This window comes from Sulfitobacter undariae (assembly GCF_014196805.1).
GTDB classification, from domain to species: Bacteria; Pseudomonadota; Alphaproteobacteria; order Rhodobacterales; family Rhodobacteraceae; genus Sulfitobacter; species Sulfitobacter undariae.
In genome coordinates this window covers 14,555-36,484 of sequence record NZ_JACIEI010000009.1, presented here as the reverse complement: position 1 = coordinate 36,484, position 21,930 = coordinate 14,555, and the positions used below count along the sequence as shown (strand labels likewise).

Genomic DNA, 21,930 nt, shown 5'->3' with positions numbered 1-21,930 from the left:
CTCCTCTTAAGCCGACCAGATTTTGCAAAGAGTCGCTTTGGTCTCTTGCATCTGGGTTACGCTGTCATATCCGTAGGTCTGTGCGATGTTTGTGGATTCACCCAACACATAAGGGTCTGCACCTTCGGGGTAATTCTCCCGCAAGTCTCTGCCTTCAAACTGGCCCCCAAAGTGGAACGGCATAAACGCCACGCCTGTGCCAACACGTTCTGTCACCAGCGCCATCACTTTGACCTTACCGCCCTCTGGGCCCTCGACCCAGACCTGTTCGCCGTCACGCACACCAAGGTTGTTGGCGTCACGTGTGTTGATTTCAACAAACATGTCTTGCTGAAGCTCGGCCAACCATGGGTTGGAGCGGGTTTCATCGCCGCCGCCTTCATACTCAACCAAGCGGCCCGATGTCAGAATGATCGGGTAATCGTTGGAGAAGTCTTTTTGCTGGATCGAGCTGTACATCGTGGGCACGCGCCAGAATTTCTTATCCTCATAGGTTGGATAATCAGCCACCAGATCGCGGCGGTTGGAATACAGCGGTTCGCGGTGCACAGGCACTGGATCAGGGAAGGTCCAGACCACGGCGCGTGCTTTGGCGTTGCCGAAAGGTGCACAGCCATGTGCAATCGCAACACGCTGAATGCCGCCAGACAGGTCGGTTTTCCAGTTCACGCCGCCAGTTGCGACTTCGAAGTCGGATGGGATGTCACCCTGCTGGGATGTTTCACCGACTTCTTCATTTGCATTTGCGCCGCCATCTTCTGCTGGCGCCGTGGTCAATGGAGCGCCTTCGGGGAAGCCTGCCACGCTGTTGATGCTTGCGCGTTCTTCAGCGGTCAGATCACTTTCCCAGCCCAGATCACGCAACATCTGAACGGTGAATTCGGGGTAACCATCTTTGATCTCGGAGCCTTTGGAATACACACCATCAGCCAGAATGCTCTCGCCGTTACGCTCCACACCGAAGCGCGCGCGGAAAGTAAGGCCGCCTTCGGCCACAGGAATGGACATGTCATAGAGCAGCGCAGTGCCGGGGTGTTTCATCTCGGCGGTGCCCCAGCACGGCCACGGCATGCCGTAAAAATCACCATCCGCTGGTCCGCCAATGGCGCGCAAGGTTGTGCGGTCAAAGGTGTGCTGGTTTGCCATGTGCGTTTTCATGCGCTCGGGGCTTTGGCCAGTATAGCCGATTGTCCACATGCCTTTGTTGAATTCACGGGTTGTGTCTTCGACATTCGGCGCGCCATCTTCGTCAATCGCGATGTTGCGGAACATCCGGTCATGGAACCCGAATTTTTCGGCAAGCTTCGCCATGATCGTGTGATCGGGCAAAGATTCAAACAAAGGCTGAACCACCTGTTCACGCCATTGCAGCGAGCGGTTGGAGGCAGTGACCGAACCACGGTTCTCAAACTGAGTACACGCAGGCAACAAATACACACCATCTTCGCGGTCTTGCATAACAGCTGATACTGTCGGGAAAGGATCAACCACAACCAGCATATCCAACCGCTCCATCGCGGTTTTCATTTCTTTCATGCGGGTTTGCGAGTTGGGCGCGTGGCCCCATAAAACCATACAGCGGGTGTTATCAGGTTGATCGAGGTTGGCTTTTTCTTCCAACACGCCGTCAATCCAGCGGCTGACAGGAATACCTGTCAGGTTCATCATTTTGGTATCCCCAACAGTGGCGTCCGAGAAACGGCCCTTGAGGTAATCCATGTCTTCGCCCCAGACACGTGCCCAATGGGCCCATGCGCCATCTGTCAGGCCATAGTAGCCGGGCAGTGTATCGGCCAAAACGCCCAGATCGGTTGCGCCTTGCACGTTGTCGTGACCACGGAAGATGTTTGTGCCGCCGCCTGCAACGCCCATGTTTCCAAGAGCAAGCTGCAAGATGCAATACGCACGGGTGTTGTTGTTACCGTTGCTGTGCTGCGTACCACCCATACACCAGATTACGGTGCCGGGACGGTTGTTTGCCAACGTGCGTGCAACCCGCTCTAGCTGCTCACCGGGGGCGCCGGTGACGCGCTCAACCTCTTCGGGAGTCCATTGTGCAACTTCTTCACGGATTTGATCCATGCCCCAAACACGGGTGCGGATAAATTCGGCATCTTCCCATTTGTTCTGGAAGATATGCCACAAGATACCCCAAACAAGCGCCACGTCCGAACCCGGGCGAAAGCGCACATATTCATCCGCGTGGGCGGCCGTGCGGGTAAAACGCGGATCGCAAACGATCATCGGCGCGTTGTTTTGTTCTTTGGCTTTCAGCAAATGCAGCAAGGACACCGGATGCGCCTCGGCAGGGTTTGCACCGATCAGAAAGATTGCCTTGGAGTTGTGGATGTCGTTGTAGCTGTTTGTCATGGCGCCGTAGCCCCATGTGTTTGCCACACCCGCAACCGTGGTTGAGTGGCAAATACGCGCTTGGTGGTCGACGTTATTTGTCCCCCAATAAGCGGCGAATTTGCGGAACAAGTACGCTTGTTCGTTCGAGTGTTTGGCCGAGCCCAGCCAATAAACCGAATCCGGTCCGCTTTCTTCACGGATTTTCATCATGCCATCGCCGATTTCGTTGATGGCTTGCTCCCAGCTTAGGCGGACCCATTCACCGTTTTCTTTTTTCATCGGGTATTTCAGGCGGCGTTCACCATGTGCATGTTCACGCACCGATGCACCTTTGGCACAATGCGAGCCAAGGTTAAACGGGCTGTCAAAGCCGGGTTCCTGCCCTGTCCAGACGCCATTGTCGACCTCGGCAATCACCGTACAGCCAACCGAACAATGCGTACAAATTGTTTTCTTGATCTCGACAGCGCGGGCCGCAGCCGTCTGTGCGGTGGCTTGGGATACCGTGCCGCCCGTTGCAGCAACAGCGGCTAATCCGCCGATAGCCAAGCCCGACCCGCGCAGAAATGTACGGCGATCAACGGTGCCGGATGCACCCTGCCCTGCCGATGCTCTTGCCGGACGGCGTGCGGTGCCATTTGTTTTTTTCTTCAGCATGGTATCTCTCCCTACTTCTGCGCTGCCGCAGTCTTGGTGGTAACCTGTGTGTCGCCCTCCCCAAAGTTGGGAAGGTAATGCAGCCTTAGAAGCGTGTGCTTTCAAGGTAGGTTCGTGTGTGTTCTGTGTCCTGCATCACTTGGGATGTCAGATCAACCTGCGCGGGTGCGGCTTGTGCTGCCGTGCTGCCAGAAGCAACCGCAACAACACCAGGCACTGCCGTGCTAGCGATCTTCAGGAAACTGCGGCGGGTTGTGCCGTCTTTTGTATCTGCCATTTGAATGCTCCGTCTGCGTTCAGTTCAGTTTCTATAGCGGTATAAGTCACCGATTAACATACAGTAATTTATGCTGTCATCATACGAAATGCTTCTTGCTCGATATTCAGGAACTCTGCCCCGACAGCCCCCAATGACGCATACAGCACCGATGCTTTGGCCCCTTGCAGATCTGTAAAGAAATGCGTGGCCCATGGGGCGATGTGTTTGTTGAAAAACTCTTTCTGACGCTCCAGTGGCACGGCGCCCCCGAAACGGCCAACAATCATGCCACCCATCATCTCCATCAAAGACGCGATATTATCTTCTGGCTCAAACACTGTTTCCGACCGCGTAATCCGCAGCGCAGCCATATCTGCGCGCAGATTAGCAAGCGGCTTCTCGTTCAAAAAACCCGTCATATAGTAGCTGGCATAAGGCAGTAATTCCCCCCGCCCGAGACCGATAAACAACGCGTTATATTCGGTGCGCACAGGTTTCGGCTTGCTCACTTTTGCGACCCGCGCCAATCCACCAATCGCCTTCCCCAATGGCGTATCATCACCACTGAGACCAGCGGTCTGCGCCAGCAACAACTCGTCAGGCGGGCCTGCCAACATCACACCCAGATAATTATACAGGTCCGCGCGCAGGCGATCTTCTTCATCGATCTGGATTGTCATTTGTGCATTTGTCATGCGGTATTCCCATCGAAATGAAATGTCATTCTGCGTGGTCGCGGAAGGTCGTCGTCTTCCACCTGCTCCGCTGCGATATCAGGCGCGATGACAGGCTCTTCGGCTTGCGCCGCCTCTTCGACGCTTTCTTCAGTCTCAGACAATTTTTCCATTTTGTCGAGCGGCATCGCGTCTTCCGCGTCTGCTTCGGCTTGCCGTGCAACCTCTAGCACATGGGCCAACAGCCCCTCGCCCACGCGGTAACTTGTCTGGATCGGCGCATTGCCAAAACTACCCGTCAGATAGTCATCGTCATAATCATTCAAACCGTCCACACAGGCCAGCACAGGATTGCTGCGCCACAGCTTGCGCAGGGCACGTTTGCGCAGATGCTCTGGCACGGCTTTGGTCATGAAGGCCGTAAAGTCATCGCCCTGCTTCATCGTGTCGGGATCAGGCAAGCCCAATTCCTCCAACACTTCTGCATCAGGCCTTTCAGCCAGCGCTTGCTGTTCTTCCGCCTCTGCCGCTTCCTGAAGGGCGGCGGCATCGCTTTGCGCTTCGGCCTGAACAGCAGCGCGGCGACGGTCCCAGAATGAGGTCCCTCGCGTCACTTCAGCACCTCTTTGTTGCGGCGCGGCGAACGGTAGACGTCACTCGTCTGCGAAATGCGCGGATCACCGATGCCGTCTTCCACATCGTCCACGCGCATGTTTTTGCGTTTGCGCTTCACAAACGCCTCTTCCTCATGATGGCGAGATATATAATCACCGATCCACGCCTTCATACCTTCTGGCATGGCAATCCGCTCTACCATCACCTCATCTGAATCGCAGTAATCCTGCCCCTCATAAGGGGACGCAGTAACCAGTGTCACTTTCCACGGGAATTCCCGTGAAGATACATCGGGGCTTAGCACAATATAAAGTGAAGGATCGCGTGTTTGCAGCTCATGCACGTAGGCTTCGGTATCCGAGACATAGAGCTCCAGCGGCAAGGTTCCCGCGTGGTAGTCTGTCACGTCACCCTCTTGACGTAAAACAGTCCACTGCGCATCAGGCGCGCCCGCAAGCACATCCACCACACGCCATGCCCATTCAGCCCATCGGGTGACACCCGGTGATTTCCGAATCACAACCCCTACGGGAATGGCTTGGGAATTGGGAAAAACGAACGACAAACTGGCACCTGCTGGTTTTCACGTCATGGGACGGTGTAATTGGAGTTCTATCTTACCGATTTTACAGAATAATTAAAGGTGCTAGTTATGCAGTAACACTGATTTGAACCATTCCGCCGCTCATGACCCATGAAGTTGTCGGGATCACCTTTCATCCGCTGACGTTCCGCCTTACCTAGGGCGCACCAAGGAGACGGAATGACCAAAACACTTCTGATATGTGATTGCCTCGGCACTCAGACGATAGACGCCCCTGCGCTAGAGGCCGCGACGGGCTTTGCCTGTTCTCGCTTGCACACAGCCTTATGCCAATCGCAAACCGATCTGGCCGCCAAAGCCATAGAGGCAGGCAATCTTGCAATCGCCTGCCAGCAAGAAGCGCCGCGTTTCACCGATCTGGCCGAAGATCTTGGCGCCGAGATTCCCGACTTTATTGATATTCGGGACCGTGCAGGCTGGACGCAAGACACGGCCGATACCACCCCCAAAATGGCCAGCCTGATTGCGGACGCTGCCTTGGCCACGCCCGCACCTAAAACGCTGGATGTTATCTCCGAGGGCATCTGCCTGATCATCGGCACAGCCGAAGTAGCTGGCGCCGCCGCAGATAAACTGGCCGATATCCTAACCGTGACTGTTCTGACCCTCGAGGCTGCCGATCTGATACCCTCCAGCCGATATGACCTCTGTGTTGGGCGTTTGCACAGCGCGCGTGGGTCATTGGGCCAATTCAAGATCGCCATTGACGCATTCCAACAGGTCCTGCCAGCGGGGCGCGGTGCAGCCCAGCTGACCGAAGCGCGCGATGGCGCGCGCTCCGAATGTGATCTGATCCTTGATCTATCCGGCGGCCTGCCGCTGTTCCCAGCACATGAAAAACGCGACGGCTATCTGCGTGCCGATCCCGCCAGCCTGCCCGCGGTCGCCGATGCCATTCTAACCGCCAGCCAGATGACAGGCACTTTTGAAAAGCCGCTGCACATCAGGTTGGAAACATCGCTTTGCGCCCATTCGCGCGCCGAGAAGCCTGCCTGTTCAAACTGCCTCAACGTTTGCCCGACAGGTGCGATCTTGTCTGCGGGCGAACATGTGACAATTGATCCGCTGATCTGCGCTGGTTGTGGTGCCTGCTCAGCCGTTTGTCCGTCAGGCGCCATCAGCTATGATGCACCGCCCGTGGATCACATTTTCCGCCGCATTGGCGCGCTGGCCTCTGCCTACCGCAAGGCGGGCGGCATGGATGGTGCGCTTTTGGTACACGACAGCCACGGTGCCGAAATGATCCGCCTTGGTGCCCGATTTGGCAAAGGCCTGCCTGCGCATGTGATCCCGCTAGAGATCGACGCGCTGGCGATGTTTGGCCATGCGGAGATGCTGGCGGCGCTTGCCAGCGGCTTTGCTACCGTTGACGTCCTGCTAGGCCCCAAAAGCGACCGCGATGTGCTGCAATCACAGACTGAACTGGCTGCGGCCATGGGGGGTAGCGGTGCTGTTGGACTGTTGGATTTCGCCGACCCGGATGCGCTGTGCGATCACCTTTTTGACCGTGAAATCACACCTATGGCTGTGCAAAACCCGATCCTCCCCATGGGGTCGCGCCGCCAGATCACCCGTCTTGCGGCCAAAGCCATGATGCCCGACACTGATATTGCCCCCCTACCCGACGCCGCACCATATGGGGCCGTTTTGGTGGACACCAATGCCTGCACTTTGTGTCTGGCCTGTGTATCGCTCTGCCCGTCAGGGGCGTTGGTGGACAACCCCGACATGCCGCAACTGCGCTTCCAAGAAGACGCTTGCCTACAATGCGGCTTGTGCAGCAATATCTGCCCCGAGCAGGCAATCACCTTGCAACCGCAGCTTAACCTGACCGATGCGGCCCTCTCCCAAGTGGTTCTGAACGAAGAAGAACCCTTTGCCTGCGTCGAATGCGGCAGTCTGTTTGGCGTAAAATCCACAGTCGAAAAAATCATGGCGAAGCTGGCGGGCAATCATACAATGTTCGCCAATCCTGCCACCGCACGCATGATCCAGATGTGCGACAACTGCCGCGTACAGGCCCAGTTCCACAATGAGAACAATCCGTTCACAGGCGCCAAACGCCCTGCGGTGCGCACCTCTGATGACTATTTCTCAAAGCGAAAAGACCACTAACACCCCCCTTCGAAAGGATGATAAAATGAGCGATGAACTCAACATGTCGATGCGCAAGTTCCTGAAACAGGTCGGCGTGACCTCACAACAAGCGATTGAAGAAGCCTTTCGCAAGGCTGAAGGCACCGAAGGCCAGCCCTTTGAGGCGCGTATGGTTTTGACAATTGACGGCGTGGATCTAGAGCACGTTGTAACCGGCACGATTAAAGGTTGATCTGAACATGACGCTTGCCCGCGAAGACGTATTGGCCGTTCTGAAAACCCTGACTGATCCAATCAGCGGCACATCCGTGGTGGATGCCGGTCTGGTCAAAGCGCTGACTGTTCAGGAGGGCGCAGTGCGCTTTGTGCTGGAAGTTAGCGGCAGCCATGCGGCGGCCTATGGCAAGCTCAAAGACGAGATTGAAGCCAAGATCAACGCGCTTGATGGTGTCGAAAAACTATCGGTGGTGATGACCGCCCATAGCGCACCCGCCCCCGCGCCTGATCTGAACCTCAAACGCCCCTCCGAGCCTAAAGGACCGCAGAAAATCCCGGGAATTGAGCACATCATCGCTGTTGCCTCTGGCAAAGGCGGTGTGGGGAAATCCACGATTTCCGCAAACCTTGCCTGTGCGCTGGCCGCCGAGGGCAAACGCGTGGGCCTGTTGGATGCGGATGTCTATGGCCCGTCACAACCACGTATGCTGGGGGTGTCAGGGCGACCTTCTTCGCCCGACGGCAAGACGATCCTGCCGATGCGGAATTTTGGCGTCACGATGATGTCGCTGGGCCTGATGGCGAATGATGATCAGGCGGTTGTCTGGCGCGGGCCCATGTTGATGGGCGCGTTGCAACAGATGCTGACCCAAGTCCAATGGGGCGCGCTGGATGTGTTGATTGTTGATTTGCCACCGGGCACGGGTGACGTGCAAATGACATTGGCCCAGAAGGCGCATCTGGACGGGGCGATTATCGTCTCTACCCCGCAAGACATCGCGCTGCTGGATGCCCGCAAGGGGATCGACATGTTCAACCAACTTGGCACGCCGATCATTGGCATGATCGAAAACATGTCCACGCATATTTGCTCAAACTGTGGCCATGAAGAACATATGTTCGGTCATGGCGGTGTCGCCGCCGAAGCCGCAAAACTGGGTGTCCCGTTGCTGGCCGAAGTCCCGCTTCATCTTGATATTCGCGTGGCCGCTGACGGTGGGGCGCCGATTGTGGTGTCCAAGCCCGACAGTCCACAAGCCGCCAGCTTTCGTGCCATAGCACAGCAACTGATTGCCCTTGGTCACGCATGACGCAGCCGTCATTTCCTCCGCTGTTTACCAGCCTTTCAGCAAACGGGTCTGACCCTTTTGCGCTGGCCTGTGCGCAGGCGCAGGCGGTGTGCGACGCGGGGCTGGTTGTCTATGACATCACCCATGCCCAGTTGCGGGCCGCGATTGTTTTTGCGCCCGAAGTCCCCCTGCGCGATGCAGCATCTATGTTGCCGCTCTGCGGTGTCGGTTTCCAGAACGCTTTAGGTGCCTTGGCACCGCCGGAAGTGGGTGTGCATCTGGGTTGGGGCGGTCGCCTTTATCTGAATGGCGGTCATTGCGGCGCATTGCAAATCGCGGCCTCGGAGCAAGACCCCGACACAATCCCTGACTGGCTCGTGATCGGGCTGACACTGGATCTGTGGCCCCCTTCGGATGACACGGGTCTGACGCCAGATGATACCGCGCTTTATGCCGAAGGCTGCGGCGAGGTTGATCCCGTTTTGCTGTTGGAAGCATGGGTACGCCATAGTTTGGTTGAGCTGAACAGCTGGGTCGATGATGGTCCTGCCCGCCTGCACCGTAACTGGAGCGGGCTGGCCCATGGTCTGGACGCAGAAATCACTGTTGCAGGCCAAACTGGCATTTTTATCGGCCTTGATGAAAGCCTTGGACTGCTGTTGAAAACCCCTACCGAAACCCGCCTGATCCCCCTGACCGCCCTATTGACGGAGCCCTCATGAAACTTGCCCGTGCGATCCATTTCGATGAAAGCGACACCCGCGTCTTCCACAATCCCGCGCGTACAGGGGAATGGTGCATTTCTGGCGGGTTCGAGTTTTCTAACTGGTCCGAAGCAGACCTGAGCGGCAAGGCGCGGCAAGCCTTTTCAAACGGCTGGATGGGCTGCGAGACATTTGGCCGCGTGACCTTTGTGGCCGTTACCCAGATCGAGCAATCCGAGATGGATGCCCTAGCCGATCTGCTGGCGCAGCATTTCGTCGACATTTATGGCGCGCCTTCGCTGGAGGCTGCCCGCAACGTGGCGCAGGAGGAACTGTCGCAGATGGCTGACCTTTGCGATGAACATGATGCAAACACGCTGCTGACCGTAGCGCGTGAATTGTCTGATGTGGGTGTGCGTGAAACTTACCGCACGATCGAAGCGCAGGCCGCAGGGCTTGAGCAATTCGCCATTCATGGCGACATCGAAGACCCACATCAGCACTGAAACTTTCGTCACATCACTGATGCGGGCATACCACGGCCCAACGCGCTGTTGGCCGAAGAATCAATTACGCGTGGCAGCTGTTGCTTGCGTTTCTATTTGACGGGGTACGCCACTCTATTCCGTATCTCGTTTACGGCCCTCATCCCCTGCTAACAGCGTAAAAAATCAAAACTATTTTCAGCTTTCCAGCCAATTCATATGGATTCCACCGCGTGAGTATGCGAAATTTCCCGAAGCTTGGGAGATTTTGCATAGATGGACAGCTTTTCGGGAATTCTAATGGAAGCGATAGAGCTTATCCTATCGTGGGATTCCGACGTCATCGAAATCATCATGTTGTCCTTGCGAGTAACTCTGTGTGCCGTGCTACTGGCCTGCGTGATCGGTCTACCGCTGGGGGCCATTGTCGGGGCGTTTCGTTTCCCTATGCGCACGGGCGTGGTTGTTGTAATGAACACGTTGATGGGTCTGCCGCCTGTGGTGGTAGGTCTGCTGGTTTATCTGATGCTTTCTGCTTCGGGGCCGATGGGTGTACTGGGCCTGCTCTATACCCCTACGGCGATGATCATCGCGCAAACCATTCTGGTCACCCCCATCGTCGCCGCGCTGACACGGCAAGTCATCGAAGACTTAAATCTGGAATATAGCGAACAATTCGCCTCGCTGGGTGTGCGGCCGATTGAACGCATCTTCGCGCTTCTCTGGGATGCGCGCTATAGCTTGCTGACCGTCGCATTGGCGGGGTTCGGGCGTGCGGTGGCCGAAGTCGGTGCGGTGATTATCGTGGGGGGCAATATCAATCACGTCACCCGCGTCATGACGACGACAATTGCGCTGGAAACCTCCAAAGGGAACCTGCAGCTTGCTCTTGCGCTGGGGTTAATCTTGCTACTGATCGCGGTGGTTGTGAACATCCTACTGATGGCCATTCGCGGCACGGCAGCAAGGGCGGCCTATGTCTGAGGCACTCATCGACATCACGAACCACAAGCCAGCGGCGCGCGAAACCTTGCTTTCAGCGCAAGGGCTATGCTTTGACGCTCGCGGCCAGCGCCTGATTGATAGTGTCAATCTGGAGGTGGCCACAGGGCGCTGCACAGTCATCATGGGGGCTAATGGCAGCGGCAAAAGCCTACTTCTGCGGCTGCTGCACGGACTTATCACCCCCAGCGCAGGAACCATAAACTGGCGCGGAGGGTCGCTGGATCATGTCGCCCGCCTGCAACAGGCGATGGTATTTCAACGCCCTGTGATGCTGCGCCGTTCAGTTGCGGCCAATCTGCGCTTTGCCCTCAAGGTGCGCGGCGTGCATGGGGCAGAGCGGAAAACCCGCGAGGCAGAGGCCCTTGCGCTGGCAAAACTGGAAAACCTCAAAGACAAACCCGCCCGCGTTCTATCAGGCGGCGAGCAGCAGCGCCTTGCCATGGCACGCGCCTTGATCAGTACGCCCGCCTTGCTGTTCCTTGATGAACCCACAGCCAGCCTTGACCCCGCCTCCAGCCTTGCGATTGAGCGGCTGATTGAAACGGCGCGCGAAAATGGCACCACGATTGTTCTGGTCACCCATGATGCGGGCCAAGCCCGCAGGCTGGGCGATGATCTGTTGTTTTTGCACAACGGACAAATCGCCGAAGCTGGCCCCGTAACCCGTATATTAGAAGCGCCCCAATCCGAAGCCGCCCAAGCGTGGCTGGGAGGGCGCATTTTTGTTCCCGACAATCCGAAATCTGAAACCATCTAAATGGAGTACCATCATGTTCAGACGTAATTTCATCGCCCTGGCAACTGCGGGCCTTTTTGCCCTTGGTGTCGCTGGGCCTGCCGCCGCACAAGATGATTTCATCATCGTGCAATCTACCACCTCGACCCAAAACTCGGGTTTGTTTGATTACATGCTGCCGATGTTTCAGAAAGAAACAGGCATCGAAGTCCGTGTTGTTGCCGTTGGCACCGGCCAAGCCATCAAAAATGCTGCAAACGGCGATGGTGATGTTTTATTCGTGCACGCCAAAGCCTCGGAAGAGCAGTTTGTCGCCGATGGTGACGGGGTTGAGCGCAGCGATGTGATGTATAACGATTTTGTCATCGTTGGCCCGCCCTCTGATCCCGCTGGCGTTGCTGGCATGTCCGATGTGGCAGCCGCGATGGTGAAAATCTCAGACGCGGGAGCGGCATTTGCTTCGCGTGGCGATGACAGTGGCACCCACAAAGCCGAACTGCGCTTGTGGAAAGACGCTGGCGTTGATGTTGCTGCGGCCTCTGGTGGTTGGTACCGTGAAACCGGATCGGGCATGGGCGGGACCCTGAATACAGGGACAGGTATGGACGCTTATATCATGACTGACCGCGCAACATGGATCAGCTTTGGCAACAAAGGCGATTACCAGATCGCAGTTGAAGGCGATGCCAAGATGTTCAACCAATACGGCATCATCCTTGTGAATCCTGAAAAGCACAGCAATGTGAAAGCCGAACAAGGCCAGAAATTCATCGATTGGGTTCTGTCCGAAGCAGGCCAAGCCGTGATCGCCGATTATAAGATCGACGGCCAGCAGCTGTTCTTCCCCAACGCGAAGTAAAATCAACAAAAGGCGCGTCTTAACTGACGCGTCTTTTCACTTGGGTTAAGCTAGGTTTATCAATCCGACAACCAGCGTACTTGACCCATTTGCGCCAAATCATATCCACCCATCGACGCAGCCTTATCATGGCATGCAGTGCTGCGTGAAAAGGCCAGCAATTTCTGCACAGGCTTGGTGAAATAGGCGTGTCGGTCTATAATCAGATCAAAATGCTCCCACGCTAAGGGGACAAAGCCCAGATCAAACTGTCTGGCCATGGTTTCTATACCAATCGCAGCATCCGCCTGCCCTGCCGCGACAACCGCCGCCGCATCAAATTCCGTATGGGCAATGCCATCAACCGCGATGAGATCAGACGCATCCAAGCTTTCGCGTCGCATCATCCAATCAAAGAAAATGGCGCCGCCCGCGCCGGGCTGACGCTGAACAACGCGTTTGCCTTTGAGATCGTTGAACTGGGTAATTGAATCCTGCATGTCTTTCGCCACAACAAGCCCGCGCGCACGCTGTGCCCATCCGATAAGTACCGCATTTTTCAGCCCACGCGCAGCTGTTGTTTCGATATTCCAACCTGTTGCTTCGGGGATGTGCACACCAGCCAGCGCCGCCCGCCCTCTTTCAAAACCTGCCAGCCCGTCTCCGCTTCCGTTGAACAAAGTCGCCAGACCTGACCCGCTTTCACGTACCGCCCAATCCAGCAACGGATCGTGTGATCCCGTCAAAACAGAAGGACGCCTTGTCGCGACAGGCGAACGATCAGCCTCAATCCAATTGCGCAGTTCCACTTCGGGGAAAAGTAGTTTTCCAGTGATGCGCCGGTGCGGAATTTTACCTGCTGCTGCAAGGTCATACACCTTGCGTTCCTTCACGCGTAACAGTTCGGCCACCTCTTTGGTGGTCAGATAGTATGCCGCAGGGGCCAGTTCATGGGGCATCTATTAACTCACCTTCCAGCTGGGCTGCCACATATGGCCCACAGCCATCTCATAATTTAAACAGTTTGCAACCTATGCCAACCGACTTGTACCGCCGCCCAGACTAACGCCAGTCAAAGAAATCTTTGCCTGCTTGGGAGAGTAGCTTTTGCGCCATCTCTTTACCCGCTTTGACACCATCTTCAATCGGGCAGGTGATTGCATCATTGATGGCTTCTGATCCATCAAGCCGCAACACTTCGCCGCGCAGATAAAGCGTGCCGCCGTCCAGTTCAGCCAGCCCCGCAATGGGTGTCTCGCACGAGCCATCAAGCTCCAGCAAGAATGACCGCTCAGCCGCGAGGCGTTGGCCCGTTGGTGTGTCATGGATCGCTGCCAGCATATTCGCGACGTTGCTATCCTCTACACGGCGCTCAATGCCAATTGCGCCTTGGGCAACCGCAGGCAGCATCACATCTGTTTCAATCGCCGTGGCAGGGACTTCGGCCATTCCAAGACGGTTTAATCCCGCCATCGCAAGGAATGTCGCCGCAGCGACACCTTGTTCCAGTTTCATCAACCGCGTTTGCAAGTTGCCGCGAAACTCGACCACTTCCAAATCAGGGCGTTTCAGCATCAACTGCGCACGGCGGCGCAGGCTGGACGTGCCGACCACTGTCCCCGCAGGCAAATCCGCCAAGCTGCGCGACGTCGGGGAGATAAACGCATCACGCACATCTTCGCGCGGCAAATAGGTATCAAGGATCAGCCCTTCGGGCTGAAGCGTTGGCATGTCCTTCATGGAATGCACGGCGATGTCGATGTCACCAGACAGTAAATCCGCCTCGATCTCACGCGTGAACAGGCCCTTGCCGCCAATTTCTTTCAGCGGACGGTCGATAATTTTATCACCCGTGGTTTTGATCACAACAATCGTGAACGCCTCAAACGGGAGATCAAAGGCTGTGGCCAGCCGTTCGCGGGTTTCATGCGCCTGAGCCAAAGCCAAAAGCGATCCACGGGTGCCGATTTTCAGCGGTTGAGCGGGGGTGGGCAAATTCAATGTCATGGCTATTCTCTAGCGGGGCATTCCCGCCCTGACAACTCTTGTATCTCCCCTGCCCTTTCCTGCATGATAGCCGCGACCTATTCCAAAGATTGAGACAGCATATGAGCCCCCAGAAAACCGTCCTCCGCGCCCTTGCCGGAGAAACCCTGCCCACACCCCCCATCTGGATGATGCGGCAGGCTGGCCGCTATTTGCCAGAATACCGCGCCACCCGTGCGCAGGCCGGTGATTTTCTGAAACTATGCTACAATCCAGAACTGGCTGCCGAAGTCACCCTGCAACCCATCCGCCGCTACGGGTTTGATGCCGCGATCCTTTTTGCCGACATTTTGCTGGTGCCCCAAGCCTTGGGCGCTGATCTGTGGTTTGCAACTGGCGAAGGACCGCGCCTATCGACCATCACCACACAGGCCGAGTTGGACAAACTGATCCCAGCCGATGCCATTCATGACCATCTCAATCCTATCTATGAAACCGTCAAACTGCTGTCTGCCGAACTGCCAGCCGAAACGACATTGATCGGTTTTGCGGGTGCCCCTTGGACCGTTGCGACGTATATGATCGCAGGCCAAGGCACGCCGGACCAAGGGCCAGCGCATAAGCTCAAAACTGAAAACCGTGCTGTGTTTGACGCCTTGATGGACCGTATCACCGAGGCGACAATTCACTACCTTTCCAAACAAATCGAAGCGGGTGCCGAGGTGGTTAAGCTGTTCGATAGTTGGGCTGGATCGCTACAAGGCGACGATTTTATGGATTATTCCATCAAACCAATGGCGCGGATCACCGCCGCATTGAAAGACAAACACCCCACCACCCCCATCATCGCCTTCCCGCGTGGGGCTGGCGAACGGTACAAAGGCGCACATGCGGCTATTGGTGCAGATTGTGTTGCCGTGGATGATGGCGTTACGGCAGAGTGGGCTGCGGCAAATGTGCAAACTGGCGGCTGTGTTCAGGGCAATCTGAAATCCACACATATGGTCACCGGCGGTGATGCACTGGTCTCTGAGACGCGCCGTATCGTTGATGCATTTTCAAACGGACCACATATTTTCAATCTGGGTCATGGCATCACGCCCGATGCTGATCCCGAAAATGTGCAATTGATGATTGATACTGTCCGCAACGGATAAGGCATGCCCCCTCCCCTTTTGGCCCTATTGCCAAGAGGGGATATCCTTTTAGATGTCTTGCCCAAAGATCAGCGGAGCATGTTCTGTCATGTAAATCCGCAGCCAAGGTGTGAAAATGTCAGGCGTCTGTGCAATTTCGGCGCGTAAGGCCTCTAAAGCCACCCAACGCGTTTCCATTACTTCTTCTGCATTGAGAGCCAGTGGCAGATCAATCGCGGCATCCGCGACGAACACTTCAACCTGTTCATGCTCAACCAAGCCGTTTCCAACGTCTGCGCGGTACTCTACGCCACCGCGATGGATCACTTGCACGCCCCGAATACCCAGCTCTTCTGACAATCGGCGCTGTACACAGGTGGTATCTGGTTCATCCCAGTGCGGATGGGTGCAGCATGTGTTGGCCCATAGGCCCGGCGTATGATATTTTCCCAACGCACGGCGCTGCAGCAGCAGTTTATCGCCTGACATCACAAACACAGAAACGGCTTTGTGTCTTAGACCTCGCTGGTGGACTTCGAGCTTTTCAACAGGATGTAGTTTGCCATCGACCCAAGCCGGAATCATAATTTCTGACATTGTTTCTCCGTCATCCTAGTGGCACCGCCACAGCCCATTAAATGCGAGAGCACACTTAGCTGCGAAAACCCTTGCCGCCAATAGCCAGCAAGAATTTGCCGCAATACGAACATATGCCAGTGCCAAAATGCCGCGACCCGACGTATTGGTGTTGAACCCGTTCTGTGCAAAGTACTCTTATACCTGTGCAGTAGCGCCAGACGTGAAATGAAACGGGTGTATTAGAATTGCTTAGGAGGACGACAATGAAATTACTCGCAGTCACGGCACTCGGCTTGGCACTGATGAATGCGCCTGTATTCGCTGCCGGCGACGTCGCCGCAGGGGAAACAGGGTTTCGCAAGTGCAAAGCCTGTCACGCCATCACCGATGCTGAAGGCACTAAAATTGTCAAAGGTGGCCGGACTGGCCCTGATCTCTATGGCATTTACAAACGTGTCGCAGGTTCGACCGATTTCAAATACGGCGACTCGATGATTCAAGCAGGTGAAGCCGGTTTGATCTGGGAAGAAGACGCCTTTGTTTCCTATGTGTCCGATCCAAAGAAATTTCTTGTTGAACACAACGATGACAAACGTGCCAAATCCAAAATGTCATTCAAACTGAAAAAGCCCGAAGACGCTGCAAATATCTGGGCCTATCTGGTTTCTGTTGGCCCTGAAGCACCTGCCGAAGCGAACTAAACCAAACGACCGACAAATTTGTATAAATAAAAATGTAGTGGCATCCCAATGGGGTGCCACTACTTATTTAAACCTATCGCGCTAAGACTTGAATTTTTTGCCCCCTGATTGGAGGCTACTTTTAGAGCGCTGATGAAGAACCACCGCTATCACCCGGACATCGAGCAGCTGCCGAACAACCTAACATGCAACCGGTTCAAGTGTGGTGGGTACGTCTTTTGGTTCTTTGGTTTTGGCGGTTGGGATCAATGCGTCATCCATCAAATCCTCAATAAAGATGCTTAGCAATTGCGACCGGCCAGCCACCCCCGCCTTGCGGTAAATGGCGTTTGTCTGTGCTTTGATTGTTCCCTCAGAGGTGCCACGCATGTCTGCAATCTCGCGGGTACTCACACCCTTCACCAGAAACAGGGCCACATCGTGCTCAGCCGGCGTAAGGCCCCAGCGAGTGAAATGCTCTTGAATCAATTGGAAGAAGCCCGTTGTACAATGGCGTAACTTTTCTTCCGCAATGGCGGTGCGCTTGATGCTCATTCTAAGGGCTGTCCAGCCAAGCCCTGCGCCAAGTGTAAGACCGATTGCTGTCATGATGCGTTGCTGTTCGCGGCCTTCCGGCATCAAGTATCTTGGTTCAATCCCCCAAACCTCAAATATAATGTCGCAAGCGAAATAGAAGACAGCGTAAAACTGCATGGCTGCGATAGCCCATAGGATGATTTTTTTGTGCGTTTGCATCGTGCGTAAACCTCTTTGATACGCACGACCTAATGCCTGTTGACCAAACGGCAAGGCGTGTTTGGCAGACAAAAAGATATAGGCGCCTGCCCAAAGGGGCAGACGCGTTGTTATGTTGACTTAGCGGGAAAAAGGGCCGTCCTTCAAGTTTTCGCGAGGTGTAGCGTAAACAGTGACTGTGCTCTCGCTCAGGTCTTCTGCACGCAGGTTACCGTTATCTTTAGAAGCGTCGTATTTCTCAACGGTAACAACAGATGCAGTGCCGTTGCCTGCGTTTATTGCTACTGATGTGGCCGCATCATGATAGCCTATACGTTGACCTTCCATGCCCTGCGCAAAAGAAGCAGTACCAGCAAGAGCAAGGATAAGTGCGGAAGCGGTGAGTTGCAGTTTCATGTCGTATTCCTTTTCAGTTTCAATCCCATAATTTGTTTGATGGGCGATGATGAAGTTTCATCGTCGGGATGAGTTGAATAAGGGAACGCGGCAGGGGTTTTACACTCAACAAAAGTTTAATTTCGTCCTGATAAACCTCTGTAAGATCGCAATAAACTTCAGTTTATGCAGATTAGGTATGGGGTGGCGTCAGAGAAGCGTGGCGCAATGCGCAACAGCACCGTCACGGTGACATAGAGTCCCGTTAAGCCGGTATTGGTATTTCCCTAGCTGTGTCCGGCAGTTGCGCCGGAGAAGCGCGAAAGGGATATTATGACATTGGCTACATTTACGCCCGCTCCGTATGCAGCGGGGCTGACAGCATATTCAAATGGGGACGGCACATCGGGATCATCCAGCTATGCCACCTCGGGCAATGGGGTGTTTGTGCCTGCAGATCAGGATTTTGGCGGGGCATTGGAAATACTGAAAACCGATGCGACCCAGCAACTTCGGTATAAAGGTCAAACGCCGATTATTCCGGGCAGTTACTTGCAGGTTAAAGCACGGGTGAAGGCGCTGAGCGGCAACTTACCTTCGGTGCGTATCGCCGCCTATGCGGCGACATCCGGCGGCGGCGCAGTTTCGGGGGTAGTGACCCAAGGCACTCTTGTGCCGCTCACCTCATATGGAGAGGTGGTTGAAGTAAGTGCGATCATCGGCATCGGGAACCGCGATGGCGTTGACATGATCTGGGGGGCAACTGCGGCTTACGGGCATTTTGGCATTGATCTAGTCGGCCAAAACGGCGGCGTTGTGCGTGTAGATGACATTGAGATTAACGACGCCTCCCATTTGTTTCTAGGAGATATGGTCGCCACAGTGGATGTGCGCGATTATGGCGCGTTGGGCGACGGCGTAGCCGACGATACCGCCGCATTTGAAGCGGCAAACATGGCGGCCAACGGGCGCACGGTGCTAATCCCACAGGGTGTTTTCAGGCTCAACGGCGATGTAACCTTTGACACGCCCACTAAATTCGAAGGCACTGTCACGATGCCAACCGAAGCAATTTTGTTGCTGCGACGAAATTTCGACTTTCCCAATTATATGGAGGCCTTTGGAAACGAAGAACTGGCATTCAAGAAAGCATTTCAGGCATTATTGAACAATTCCGACCACGAGTCTCTCGACTTGGGCGGGCGCAAAATCGCCTTGACCGCGCCAATAGATTTACAAGCAGCGGTGCCCAACCGTACGCGGTATGAAACACGCCGCGCTATTCATAACGGCCAGTTGATTGCCCTTGCAGGGGGCGATTGGGACACCACAACAATAACGGCTCAGGCGACCTATAGCAGCAGTGACTCACGTACATTGAAGAACGTGGCGAATATTGCGAATATTGAGATCGGTAGCCACGTAAGTGGTACCGGCGTGGGGCGCGAGATTTATGTCCGCGACAAAAATGTTGCGCGCGGCGAACTTACGTTGAACGGGCCCCTCTATGACGCGGAAGGCACCCAGAATTTCACCTTCAGGCGTTACAAATACATGCTGGATTTCAGTGGCTTTGACGTCATCGCCAAATTTGTCCTGCATAATATTGAGTTTCAGTGCCAGGAGTATTGCAGTGGCATTATGTTGGCCGGTGCCGGGACGATATTTACAGTGCGCGATTGCTTTATCACCACGCCAAAAGACCGCGGCATCACGTCCATGGGTGGCGGCTGTCAGGGTATGTTTGTTGAGCGGTGCCAGTTCTTGTCATCTGAAAATGATCTGCCGGTATCACAACGTACATCGATTGCGTTGAACGTTAACGCAAACGACGTAAAGCTGCGCAATTGCTGCTCTGAGCGTTTTAGGCATTTTGCAGTGCTGTCCGGGCAAAACCACTTAATTTTCGGCAATCATTTCTTCCAAGGCGATTCAGTAAATGGTGGCATTCGGTCAGCAGGTGTCGTCTTGGCCGAAGCCTATGCATCGTGTGTATTCACCAATAACTATGTGGATAATGCTACTTTTGAATGGACGAACGAAAGGGACCCAAACCCTGCTTTCAACGGCGGATTCTCGTTCAGTTCAATGGATATAACCAGTAACATTTTTCTGTCTGGAGAAGTCGCCACAAGTTTCAGCTATATCCTGATCAAGCCCTACGGCGCGGGCCATTTCATAAACGGTCTCAACGTGGCAGGTAATAGGTTCCGTAGTATCAACGGGTATGTGGATCGCGTGGAACGCGTTGACACCAGCTTTGCTGATCTGAACTTTACCCGTATGCGAAACATACGTTTTACGGGAAATTCTTTCCATGGGGTGAGCAAGCCTGTGACCAACCCCTATATTCTTGAAACCGAGCAAAATTCCAACGAACAAACCTGGGTGATAGAAACTGGCGCGGGGCTTCCCTTTGAAGGGCGTAGTTTAAGTGTGGATGCGGTTATTGTGCGGGGCGGCGTGCGTAATGCGGGAAATGCATTGAACTATGACAATCCGTTTGTCCGTGCACAACAAGGGCCTAACGCCGATCAGGTTCATGTCGTCTGGTCCGAACCAGTGCGAGGCAAAATTGCTGTTACCACGCGTATGGATAACGACGTGGTGTAAATTTAATGGCTTCGACATAACAACGTGTCGAAGCCTATTTTAGAATGTTCGCATCACCCCGAGTTTGATTGCGGTGTTGTCTTTGTCGCCCAACGGGCTTTCTAAACCGATCTGGATGTCAAATTTTGTGAATTCAGGCTTGAGGATGATCGACGGCGCGAATGTGCCATAGATTTCGCCCCCTACGTGAGACGTGTAGAATTGCAGCATGCCAGAAGTAACATCGGTAAAGTTTAAACCCAACGTCGCATCGATTTTCTTAATATGAAGCGCGTAAGTCAAATCCCAGATGACAGCGCCCTCCACCGTAGCCCAACCAGACGTCCCGCCCCAGTTTATACCGCGCCCCCAGCTCAACGCAGTGCGCAGATGGGGTAAGTTTTCTGTGTTTGTCCAAGCGGTTCCAATGCCCACCTCGTAGGCCCATTTTGATTTGGCATCCTCTGGCACCAATGCGCGGCGGATGGAGAATGTCGCTTTGCCGGAGTTCAGATAACCATACTGACGTGTCATGCTAACGTCAGCAACAACAGTGGACTTTGCTGATAAACCATATTCCACATAAGTTTGGCTGGTAATCGCTAGGAAATAGGTGCCGGTTACAGAAGTTGCTGAAAAAGTGGCTCCTTTTTCACGCAACCACGGACCTGCCTCAACGCCAAAAGGCATGATCAATAATACGGTGATGCAAAATAGGCGATACAGCACAGGAAGCCTCCTGATCTGATCTTGGATAACTATGGTTAATAAACAGTTAGCAAAACAATGGCCCAGTAAAATACCGGGCCATTTATGTTCTCAGTTATCAAGTTTGGTCAGATACGGACTGAGTTGCCGCGCGGGCCCATAAGCAGCCAGACGACAAAACCGACAACTGGGAAGATGACGATGCCAAGGGTCCAAAGAATTTTGCGAAGACCAGAGGTATTCGACGAGAAAACCTGATAAATCGCGTAGATATCTGCAATCAGGATCAGAAGTCCGAGTAGGCCATATTCCATTGTAATGCTCCATTCGTTACTATCAGCGTTGTTACCTGATTAACGCGGTTGCGCGACATTAGTTCCCAAAATGAAAACAGAGCGGCGATCGTGATGAAACCAAATTTGCTGATCGACGGGTCCAACGTCTTATTCTGGGTTGGGAATAAGCCGCAGGCTGATATTCCTGCGCTGGTCACACGCGCCTTAGTCGCACGGCGTTTCATTCCCGCTGTCTATTTTGACAACAGCATCTTTTTGCACATGCAACAGGATCTGATTGATCAGCTGGCGACACTTGCCCATGTAGTGATTGCCCCTGCTGGCACGCCTGCAGATGCGCTGCTGCTAGAGGCCAGCGGGCAAGGGCGACGACAGATAGTGAGCAATGACCGCTTTCGCGCATGGCGCACTCAGCACCCCGCGTTGCAGGCCAAATGGCTGGTGACAGGTCGTATAGAAAAGGGCGGGCGGGCGAGCTTTTCCAAAAAACTCAAACCCGCACTGCTATAG

Annotated in this window: 24 protein-coding genes; 12 read left to right on the top strand and 12 right to left on the bottom strand. The window is 54.6% G+C overall.

Annotated features, from left to right (window positions below; genetic code table 11):
• Positions 1-6: 6 nt before the first annotated feature.
• The 5 genes from GGR95_RS12555 to GGR95_RS12535 form a co-directional block, all read right to left on the bottom strand.
• Positions 7-3,009, bottom strand: a complete 3,003-nt coding sequence (locus GGR95_RS12555; RefSeq protein WP_184566352.1) for a formate dehydrogenase subunit alpha — start codon at positions 3,007-3,009, stop codon at positions 7-9.
• 85 nt (positions 3,010-3,094) lie between these two features.
• Complete coding sequence (locus tag GGR95_RS12550; RefSeq protein ID WP_184566350.1) at positions 3,095-3,286, bottom strand: twin-arginine translocation pathway signal protein; 192 nt, start codon at positions 3,284-3,286, stop codon at positions 3,095-3,097.
• Positions 3,287-3,354: 68 nt separating this feature from the next.
• A complete protein-coding gene (locus tag GGR95_RS12545; protein WP_184566348.1) occupies positions 3,355-3,963 on the bottom strand; it encodes a TorD/DmsD family molecular chaperone in 609 nt (202 codons plus the stop codon).
• The gene (locus GGR95_RS12540) at positions 3,960-4,556 is read right to left on the bottom strand and encodes a DUF3306 domain-containing protein (RefSeq protein ID WP_184566346.1); all 597 of its coding nucleotides are present in this window, start codon (positions 4,554-4,556) and stop codon (positions 3,960-3,962) included. The genes GGR95_RS12545 and GGR95_RS12540 overlap by 4 nt, the downstream gene beginning before the upstream one ends.
• The gene (locus GGR95_RS12535; RefSeq protein WP_221384896.1) at positions 4,553-5,122 is read right to left on the bottom strand and encodes a DUF3305 domain-containing protein; all 570 of its coding nucleotides are present in this window, start codon (positions 5,120-5,122) and stop codon (positions 4,553-4,555) included. Before GGR95_RS12535 ends, GGR95_RS12540 begins: the two co-directional genes overlap by 4 nt.
• Before the next feature lie 198 nt (positions 5,123-5,320).
• Between GGR95_RS12535 and GGR95_RS12530 the strand changes: the two genes are divergently transcribed.
• The 8 genes from GGR95_RS12530 (at position 5,321) to GGR95_RS12495 (ending at position 12,333) form a co-directional block, all read left to right on the top strand.
• On the top strand, positions 5,321-7,276 hold the full coding sequence (locus tag GGR95_RS12530; RefSeq protein ID WP_184566344.1) for a 4Fe-4S binding protein: 1,956 nt from the start codon (positions 5,321-5,323) through the stop codon (positions 7,274-7,276).
• Positions 7,277-7,301: 25 nt separating this feature from the next.
• The gene (locus GGR95_RS12525; RefSeq protein ID WP_184566342.1) at positions 7,302-7,490 is read left to right on the top strand and encodes a DUF6494 family protein; all 189 of its coding nucleotides are present in this window, start codon (positions 7,302-7,304) and stop codon (positions 7,488-7,490) included.
• A gap of 7 nt (positions 7,491-7,497) precedes the next feature.
• Positions 7,498-8,565: an Mrp/NBP35 family ATP-binding protein gene (locus GGR95_RS12520; RefSeq protein WP_184566340.1), complete on the top strand. Its 1,068-nt coding sequence runs from the start codon at positions 7,498-7,500 to the stop codon at positions 8,563-8,565.
• Positions 8,562-9,266, top strand: coding sequence for a biotin/lipoate--protein ligase family protein (locus GGR95_RS12515; protein WP_184566338.1), 705 nt, complete (start codon positions 8,562-8,564; stop codon positions 9,264-9,266). Before GGR95_RS12520 ends, GGR95_RS12515 begins: the two co-directional genes overlap by 4 nt.
• Positions 9,263-9,754 carry a DUF6505 family protein gene (locus GGR95_RS12510; RefSeq protein WP_184566336.1) on the top strand — a complete coding sequence of 164 codons (492 nt, stop codon included), beginning with the start codon at positions 9,263-9,265 and terminating at the stop codon, positions 9,752-9,754. Before GGR95_RS12515 ends, GGR95_RS12510 begins: the two co-directional genes overlap by 4 nt.
• A gap of 255 nt (positions 9,755-10,009) precedes the next feature.
• Positions 10,010-10,717 (top strand): ABC transporter permease, encoded by a 708-nt coding sequence (locus tag GGR95_RS12505; protein WP_184566334.1) that lies wholly within the window; start codon positions 10,010-10,012, stop codon positions 10,715-10,717.
• Positions 10,710-11,495 carry an ATP-binding cassette domain-containing protein gene (locus GGR95_RS12500; RefSeq protein WP_184566332.1) on the top strand — a complete coding sequence of 262 codons (786 nt, stop codon included), beginning with the start codon at positions 10,710-10,712 and terminating at the stop codon, positions 11,493-11,495. Before GGR95_RS12505 ends, GGR95_RS12500 begins: the two co-directional genes overlap by 8 nt.
• Before the next feature lie 13 nt (positions 11,496-11,508).
• Complete coding sequence (locus GGR95_RS12495) at positions 11,509-12,333, top strand: ABC transporter substrate-binding protein (RefSeq protein ID WP_184566330.1); 825 nt, start codon at positions 11,509-11,511, stop codon at positions 12,331-12,333.
• A gap of 59 nt (positions 12,334-12,392) precedes the next feature.
• On the opposite strand, the gene GGR95_RS12490 is transcribed toward GGR95_RS12495, so the two are convergent.
• Together GGR95_RS12490 and hemC are read right to left on the bottom strand one after the other, a co-directional pair.
• Positions 12,393-13,271, bottom strand: a complete 879-nt coding sequence (locus GGR95_RS12490) for a helix-turn-helix transcriptional regulator (protein WP_184566328.1) — start codon at positions 13,269-13,271, stop codon at positions 12,393-12,395.
• Between the two features lie 103 nt (positions 13,272-13,374).
• Complete coding sequence (gene hemC / locus GGR95_RS12485; protein ID WP_184566326.1) at positions 13,375-14,319, bottom strand: hydroxymethylbilane synthase; 945 nt, start codon at positions 14,317-14,319, stop codon at positions 13,375-13,377.
• 101 nt (positions 14,320-14,420) lie between these two features.
• On the opposite strand from hemC, the gene hemE reads away from it, so the two are divergent.
• A complete protein-coding gene (gene hemE / locus GGR95_RS12480) occupies positions 14,421-15,455 on the top strand; it encodes a uroporphyrinogen decarboxylase (protein WP_184566324.1) in 1,035 nt (344 codons plus the stop codon).
• Positions 15,456-15,503: 48 nt separating this feature from the next.
• Here hemE and idi read toward each other — a convergent pair whose 3' ends face one another.
• Positions 15,504-16,031 carry an isopentenyl-diphosphate Delta-isomerase gene (idi, locus tag GGR95_RS12475; protein ID WP_184566322.1) on the bottom strand — a complete coding sequence of 176 codons (528 nt, stop codon included), beginning with the start codon at positions 16,029-16,031 and terminating at the stop codon, positions 15,504-15,506.
• A 245-nt stretch (positions 16,032-16,276) separates the two neighbouring features.
• Between idi and GGR95_RS12470 the strand changes: the two genes are divergently transcribed.
• Positions 16,277-16,714: a c-type cytochrome gene (locus GGR95_RS12470; RefSeq protein WP_184566320.1), complete on the top strand. Its 438-nt coding sequence runs from the start codon at positions 16,277-16,279 to the stop codon at positions 16,712-16,714.
• A gap of 180 nt (positions 16,715-16,894) precedes the next feature.
• Here the strand turns inward: GGR95_RS12470 and GGR95_RS12465 are convergent, their stop codons facing one another.
• Positions 16,895-17,449: a helix-turn-helix transcriptional regulator gene (locus tag GGR95_RS12465; RefSeq protein ID WP_184566318.1), complete on the bottom strand. Its 555-nt coding sequence runs from the start codon at positions 17,447-17,449 to the stop codon at positions 16,895-16,897.
• A 120-nt stretch (positions 17,450-17,569) separates the two neighbouring features.
• Complete coding sequence (locus GGR95_RS12460) at positions 17,570-17,845, bottom strand: tryptophan synthase subunit beta (protein WP_184566316.1); 276 nt, start codon at positions 17,843-17,845, stop codon at positions 17,570-17,572.
• A gap of 312 nt (positions 17,846-18,157) precedes the next feature.
• On the opposite strand from GGR95_RS12460, the gene GGR95_RS12455 reads away from it, so the two are divergent.
• Positions 18,158-20,437 (top strand): glycosyl hydrolase family 28-related protein, encoded by a 2,280-nt coding sequence (locus GGR95_RS12455; RefSeq protein WP_184566314.1) that lies wholly within the window; start codon positions 18,158-18,160, stop codon positions 20,435-20,437.
• Between the two features lie 39 nt (positions 20,438-20,476).
• Here GGR95_RS12455 and GGR95_RS12450 read toward each other — a convergent pair whose 3' ends face one another.
• Positions 20,477-21,145: a hypothetical protein gene (locus GGR95_RS12450; RefSeq protein WP_184566312.1), complete on the bottom strand. Its 669-nt coding sequence runs from the start codon at positions 21,143-21,145 to the stop codon at positions 20,477-20,479.
• A 107-nt stretch (positions 21,146-21,252) separates the two neighbouring features.
• A complete protein-coding gene (locus GGR95_RS12445) occupies positions 21,253-21,438 on the bottom strand; it encodes a PLD nuclease N-terminal domain-containing protein (protein WP_184566310.1) in 186 nt (61 codons plus the stop codon).
• A gap of 93 nt (positions 21,439-21,531) precedes the next feature.
• On the opposite strand from GGR95_RS12445, the gene GGR95_RS12440 reads away from it, so the two are divergent.
• Positions 21,532-21,930, top strand: coding sequence for an NYN domain-containing protein (locus GGR95_RS12440; protein WP_246423374.1), 399 nt, complete (start codon positions 21,532-21,534; stop codon positions 21,928-21,930).

Bases quoted from the DNA above. Each gene is read 5' to 3' on its own strand.
- GGR95_RS12555 (WP_184566352.1), bottom strand. From the start codon at position 3,009: ATGCTGAAGAAAAAAACAAATGGCACCGCACGCCGTCCGGCAAGAGCA.
- GGR95_RS12550 (WP_184566350.1), bottom strand. From the start codon at position 3,286: ATGGCAGATACAAAAGACGGCACAACCCGCCGCAGTTTCCTGAAGATC.
- GGR95_RS12545 (WP_184566348.1), bottom strand. From the start codon at position 3,963: ATGACAAATGCACAAATGACAATCCAGATCGATGAAGAAGATCGCCTG.
- GGR95_RS12530 (WP_184566344.1), top strand. From the start codon at position 5,321: ATGACCAAAACACTTCTGATATGTGATTGCCTCGGCACTCAGACGATA.
- GGR95_RS12525 (WP_184566342.1), top strand. From the start codon at position 7,302: ATGAGCGATGAACTCAACATGTCGATGCGCAAGTTCCTGAAACAGGTC.
- GGR95_RS12520 (WP_184566340.1), top strand. From the start codon at position 7,498: ATGACGCTTGCCCGCGAAGACGTATTGGCCGTTCTGAAAACCCTGACT.
- GGR95_RS12515 (WP_184566338.1), top strand. From the start codon at position 8,562: ATGACGCAGCCGTCATTTCCTCCGCTGTTTACCAGCCTTTCAGCAAAC.
- GGR95_RS12510 (WP_184566336.1), top strand. From the start codon at position 9,263: ATGAAACTTGCCCGTGCGATCCATTTCGATGAAAGCGACACCCGCGTC.
- GGR95_RS12505 (WP_184566334.1), top strand. From the start codon at position 10,010: ATGGACAGCTTTTCGGGAATTCTAATGGAAGCGATAGAGCTTATCCTA.
- GGR95_RS12500 (WP_184566332.1), top strand. From the start codon at position 10,710: ATGTCTGAGGCACTCATCGACATCACGAACCACAAGCCAGCGGCGCGC.
- GGR95_RS12495 (WP_184566330.1), top strand. From the start codon at position 11,509: ATGTTCAGACGTAATTTCATCGCCCTGGCAACTGCGGGCCTTTTTGCC.
- GGR95_RS12490 (WP_184566328.1), bottom strand. From the start codon at position 13,271: ATGCCCCATGAACTGGCCCCTGCGGCATACTATCTGACCACCAAAGAG.
- hemC (WP_184566326.1), bottom strand. From the start codon at position 14,319: ATGACATTGAATTTGCCCACCCCCGCTCAACCGCTGAAAATCGGCACC.
- hemE (WP_184566324.1), top strand. From the start codon at position 14,421: ATGAGCCCCCAGAAAACCGTCCTCCGCGCCCTTGCCGGAGAAACCCTG.
- idi (WP_184566322.1), bottom strand. From the start codon at position 16,031: ATGTCAGAAATTATGATTCCGGCTTGGGTCGATGGCAAACTACATCCT.
- GGR95_RS12470 (WP_184566320.1), top strand. From the start codon at position 16,277: ATGAAATTACTCGCAGTCACGGCACTCGGCTTGGCACTGATGAATGCG.
- GGR95_RS12465 (WP_184566318.1), bottom strand. From the start codon at position 17,449: ATGCAAACGCACAAAAAAATCATCCTATGGGCTATCGCAGCCATGCAG.
- GGR95_RS12460 (WP_184566316.1), bottom strand. From the start codon at position 17,845: ATGAAACTGCAACTCACCGCTTCCGCACTTATCCTTGCTCTTGCTGGT.
- GGR95_RS12455 (WP_184566314.1), top strand. From the start codon at position 18,158: ATGACATTGGCTACATTTACGCCCGCTCCGTATGCAGCGGGGCTGACA.
- GGR95_RS12445 (WP_184566310.1), bottom strand. From the start codon at position 21,438: ATGGAATATGGCCTACTCGGACTTCTGATCCTGATTGCAGATATCTAC.
- GGR95_RS12440 (WP_246423374.1), top strand. From the start codon at position 21,532: ATGAAACCAAATTTGCTGATCGACGGGTCCAACGTCTTATTCTGGGTT.